The 4,675-nt window shown below is 52.7% G+C and carries 6 protein-coding genes; 5 read left to right on the top strand and 1 reads right to left on the bottom strand.

Going from position 1 to position 4,675, the window contains the following annotated elements:
• Window positions 1–225: 225 nt before the first annotated feature.
• The 4 genes from DYZ02_RS11165 to DYZ02_RS11155 all read left to right on the top strand — a co-directional run bounded on the left by DYZ02_RS11165 (window position 226) and on the right by DYZ02_RS11155 (window position 2,581).
• Complete coding sequence (locus tag DYZ02_RS11165) at window positions 226–951, top strand: integrase (protein WP_245945920.1); 726 nt, start codon at window positions 226–228, stop codon at window positions 949–951.
• 11 nt (window positions 952–962) lie between these two features.
• Window positions 963–1,247 (top strand): hypothetical protein, encoded by a 285-nt coding sequence (locus tag DYZ02_RS11275; RefSeq protein WP_147291522.1) that lies wholly within the window; start codon window positions 963–965, stop codon window positions 1,245–1,247.
• Complete coding sequence (locus DYZ02_RS11160) at window positions 1,248–1,919, top strand: hypothetical protein (RefSeq protein ID WP_115686511.1); 672 nt, start codon at window positions 1,248–1,250, stop codon at window positions 1,917–1,919.
• A gap of 86 nt (window positions 1,920–2,005) precedes the next feature.
• On the top strand, window positions 2,006–2,581 hold the full coding sequence (locus DYZ02_RS11155; RefSeq protein WP_115686510.1) for a hypothetical protein: 576 nt from the start codon (window positions 2,006–2,008) through the stop codon (window positions 2,579–2,581).
• 463 nt (window positions 2,582–3,044) lie between these two features.
• Here the strand turns inward: DYZ02_RS11155 and DYZ02_RS11150 are convergent, their stop codons facing one another.
• Window positions 3,045–3,530 carry a hypothetical protein gene (locus tag DYZ02_RS11150; protein ID WP_245945918.1) on the bottom strand — a complete coding sequence of 162 codons (486 nt, stop codon included), beginning with the start codon at window positions 3,528–3,530 and terminating at the stop codon, window positions 3,045–3,047.
• Between the two features lie 118 nt (window positions 3,531–3,648).
• Here DYZ02_RS11150 and DYZ02_RS11145 point away from each other — a divergent pair, with 118 nt between their 5' ends.
• Entirely contained in the window at window positions 3,649–4,575 is a 927-nt protein-coding gene (locus DYZ02_RS11145; RefSeq protein ID WP_115686509.1) for a DNA adenine methylase, read from the top strand.
• Window positions 4,576–4,675: the final 100 nt, after the last annotated feature.

The following is a 4,675-nucleotide window of genomic DNA, read 5'->3' as shown; positions in this document are numbered from 1 at the left end:
TATTCTCCGCCAGGATGCGGTCTTCTACAAGGCGGACCACACGGTCCTTTGCATCCTGATCAAATTTTCTCGGCATGTTCGAAGATTTTCCCATCTACTCAAACGGAACAAAACCTGGGGCACTTCACAGAATTACACCCCGATATTGAGTTTCGTAGATAAACAGGCCCGCTTGCTGGGATTGCCGCGTACTGCGTTGACACTGGCTACGAGCTAGAGACGTCTGTGTTGTTGGACGATGAAATCATCGAGCAATACATCCAATCTCTCGATGTGTCACGGGCATCAAAATCCGACAAACGTAAAACTCTCAAACGCATTGGGGAAGCCCTCAACGACACGTGGGAAGGCCCGAGGAAATACAACCCGTACCCCGCTTCCGACCCGACAGGCCCGTATAGCGAAAGGGAGCAGGAACTGATTCACTCGTGGGCCTCCTTTGAGTCAGCGGGAATTGTGGCGGATGAGCGGAAGAAGATTGTTTCCCTCGGTTTCGGTGCAGGGTTGACCGCGTCGGAAATGTCGCAACTTCGGTGGAACCAGATTCGTTTCGATGAACAAGGGGCGGTTGTTTTACTTGCTGGTCGTGTCATTCCGATGCTCGACCCGTACGGGCAGCAACTTCACGTTTTCAAACCGGAAAACGCTTCTGAGTATGTGCTGAGGCCGAATGTTTCCAACCGGCACCCAGATGCTGTTGTCACGAAAACACTGACGCAGCCTGTTCCCGGTGTTCTTCGCCCCACGGTGAGGAAGATGCGGGCGACGTGGATTGTGACACTGCTGCAGTTGCGGATACCGGATTGGTTGATCTGTGCGGTGGCGGGGATTCGTCAGCTTCGTAAATATGAGGCGTTTCGCCCTGAGATTGACCCTGATGAGGTTTGGGTTTCTCGGCATTTGTTTGGTCAGCACACTAGCCCGCTTCGTGTTGTTGATGGGCGTTCGTAGGAGGGATGTTTGTGGCGGAGAAGTTTTGGGTTGTGCGGGCGACGCTGAGTGATGGTCGTTTGGCGGTGATTAACCCTGAGTTGAATGTGTTGACGCTGTGGCCTGCTTTCGGTGGTGAAGATTCGCGGTGGCAGGTTGAGCGTGTTTCAGATGGCCGCATTGTCGCTTCACACCGGGGAGAAACAAGGATGTTTGATGTCGTCGGCCCGGTGCAGGAAGTCGATTTGCACACGGCGGCAAGAACTGTGGTGCGGGTTCTCCGCGAGCAAGAAGCAACGATTGAAGGTGAGGTGTAAATGGAAAACATTGCGATGTTGGTGAACCGTTTGAAGCACGACGAAACGGCGGCGATTCTGTTCACAGGAGAACAAAGTAATGGCAAGAAAGTCCGCGTGGTGATCCGGCCACGCCACAGATTCATGGGTGGGTTCGTTGATGGTGAGGCCGGTCGCTGGGTGAGGATGGTCAGAACTGTTCGTTTTGATAATGGGGTCAATACGTTTGGGTTAATGCGGCGTGGAACGGGTGAAGCTAGCTCATGGTCAACTACTGCTACAGATGTGCATATTGTGTCGGGCCGTGATGCCACGAAAGTGATTCACACAGCTATTGATGCATGGATGCGGGATGGGCACGTGCGTGAGTTTGTGTCGCGTTTCGGGCTGGATGAGGCCGCGGCTTTTCGGTTGATGCGTGACCCGGATGCGGTGGTTGTTGTCGAGTTTGATGGCGGGAAACGGTTTTTCATTGATCCGGTGAAAAATTGTGCTGATTGGGTGCCGGTGCCGTGGTCTGATGAGGTGGTTTCAACGTCGGTGGAATTGGATGATTCGGTTAGCCCAGCGTGTGTGGTGACGACTGATAGTGCGGGTGTGCGGAGGAGTTATTTTCTGGATGATGCGAGGGTTGAGGTGTTGGGTTTGCGGGAGTTTGTGGCGTTGATTATGGCGGGTTCTCAAGCGTCGTAGGTTGGTGTTTCGTGCCCCGTTGAGCTGTGGTTCGGCGGGGCTTTATCCGTGCTTTGGGGTGGGTGTGCTGGCTTAGGATGTGGGTTGTGATTTCGTCTGTACCTTTGCCTGTTCCGGTGGATGTGTCGAATTGGCCTGCTCCTTCTCCGCAGTGGCCGGCGTTGGTGTTGTCGGGGGCGTCGCTGGTGGTTGCGTTGGCGGCGTTGGTGGTTGCTGTTGCGACGTTGCGGTTTACGAAACAGGCGTGGGAGAAGGAGGGGGCGGTGCTGGATATCAACTTCATTTTCTTCTATGGCCGGCCCGATATTGAGTCTTTGAGGGACCATGCAGAGTTCCGATTCTCAATCAAGAACGTGGGTCGAACGATGACTGAGATTCGACTGATTACTATCGCGACGATTAACTCGGATGGTTCGGAGGGGACCATTTTGAGTTTCGATGGTAAGCACCTTTTGGGGGATCAGAATCAGTTGGCTGGTGGGCAGATCGTTGAGCGGCCATTGGACCCGAAGAAGCTTACGAGCACTGTGCCGAAGGTGTTCGCTAGTGACACTGTTGACATGGTTATCGAGGTGCGTCACACATTTGGTGTGGATCGTCAAAGTATCCCTGATTACGGAGTGAAAGGGTTGCAGCAGTTCATTAGTCGGGACGGTGCGTAATAGGTTGCGTTGCTCGTTTTTGAATTTTGGGTATTACGAGTTGGAAGAGCACTCGGAGGGGATTTCAGCACCGTATAGGTCGGGGGTTATGGATGGGATTTGCAAGGTAGTATTGGCGAAAGGCTCCGCATTCGATCATCCGTTTGGCCTGTAAACCGTGTCAAAGGTCATTTCGTAGGATATTTGCCCGCCGTTTTTCACCAGGCGGCGAAAGCACCTATGCTCTTGACCGGTGTTTCTGACCCGAAAACACACACGCCGCGTCCCTCAGGTGCTGGCACCTGCGACGGACTGCCGAAATCCTTAAAGGGTTATGCAGAGGGCAAAATATCCTGCATTCCTGTCCCGCCGAGAAGACGGGCAGAACGGGTTCCGAACCTCTAGTAGATACATGAAGGAAAAAGGATTGTGGGAGTGAAGCGAGTTTTCACCCAATTTCCGCCCTCACCCTCCTCTCATGGTGCTAGCTCGCTTGCCCTACATCTTCAAGTGCAAGGAAACCCGTCACGATTTCACCGAAGCGATTTAGATCCTCAGGGATGTCGTTGCGGGTGTGGAACGTCGCTGTCAATGGTGCGTTGTCACCGTTGTACTGAATCTCGAAAACAATGGCGTCAGGAAAAATTTCCCCTTCGATGTCGACATCGACCCGGCAGTGGATGAGCTCTGCCCGCTCGGCCAGTACGCGTGTCTCGGGTAGCGGAAATGAGCCGCAGGTGAAGAGATTGTTGCTAATTGTTTTTATAGTGTCAGCGATGTCGAGACCGTAAGTGTTTTGTGTGACGTGATCCTGTTGATGCGTTGTGACACTGCGGGTGTTGTAGAGATCTGTTTCATCGTTCAGCCACCATCTCGCTTCAACTGTGACACAGCTAATGCGAGCTTCACGCGACGGGATCTGCAACGGCTTTGGAGTTTCGAAAACAGACAAAAGAAGAACCTCCCACAATTAGTTGAGAAGTTTAGTGTAGACGGGTATCCGGCCAACTGTGGATAACTAAAGTTTCATGTCCGCCCTCACTGATACACTCGCCCCACCTATAAAACGACTACACGAAAGTGCACCCATGAGTCTTCCTTCAGCCATGTATCGGGTGAAAGTCCCACCAATCAAAATTCAGGGAATCAAAACCAAGCTCGTCCCATTTATCGCCGCCAACATCACCTGGGATGGCAACGGAACTTATTATGAGCCATTTATGGGTTCAGGGGTTGTTGGGTTCAATCTCGCACCTGAACGGGCCGTGTTTTCGGACGTAAATCCACACCTTGTCAACTTTTACAGAGCGATACAGTCTGGGGAAGTCACCGCATGGAAAGTTCGAGACTATCTCGAAGAAGAGGCCCCAAAACTCGCCCACACACCAGCAGACAAACACTCCTACTATTACGAAGTTCGCGAGCGATTTAATGCGACAGCGAACCCGCTCGATTTCCTTTTCCTCCAGCGAAGCAACTTTAACGGGATGATGCGGTTTAACTCCAGCGGGTTATACAACGTGCCGTTTTGCCGCAAGCCAGAGCGATTCAAACCTGCCCTCATTACAAAAATTGTCAATCAGGTTCATTGGGTCGAAAAGCTCCTCGCACGACACCCACAATGGCAGTTTCAGCTAGCCGACTTCAGCGACACCATCAACTGTGCCGAAGCGGGAGACTTCATCTACCTTGACCCTCCCTATATCGACCGACATGACGAGTACTTCAGTACCTGGGATCACGGAAAAGCAGACCTACTAGCCCGAATCGTGCAAGGTTCCGATGCGGGATACGCGTTGTCGATGTGGCATTCAAACGAATACAGGGAGAATTCTCATCTCGAATCCTGGTCCGGGGAGGTGCGAACCACAGAGCACTTTTACCATGTAGGAGCGAGCGAGAAGAACCGAAATGCAATGACTGAAGCGTTGGTCATTTCTCCCGCGAACGCCGTACCGCTTGACGATGTGCAGCCATTAACCCAGAGGGTGAAGTGCCCCGGGTTTTGTTCCTAGGCTTGTGCCTTGATTTCCATTATTTCTCGACTGGGGTGGTGCTCCCAAAATTCGGCTTCTACTTCAGCCGGCGTGCGGTAGCCCAGGCTCTGGTGGAGCC

This window comes from Corynebacterium senegalense (genome assembly GCF_900411315.1).
Lineage (GTDB): Bacteria > Actinomycetota > Actinomycetes > Mycobacteriales > Mycobacteriaceae > Corynebacterium > Corynebacterium senegalense.
The sequence above is the reverse complement of the archived record's forward strand: the minus strand, read 5'-3'. Positions and strand labels throughout refer to the sequence as shown.

Coding starts and splice junctions, on each gene's coding strand:
- DYZ02_RS11145 (WP_115686509.1), top strand. CDS start 3,649: ATGAGTCTTCCTTCAGCCATGTATCGGGTGAAAGTCCCACCAATCAAA.
- DYZ02_RS11160 (WP_115686511.1), top strand. CDS start 1,248: ATGGAAAACATTGCGATGTTGGTGAACCGTTTGAAGCACGACGAAACG.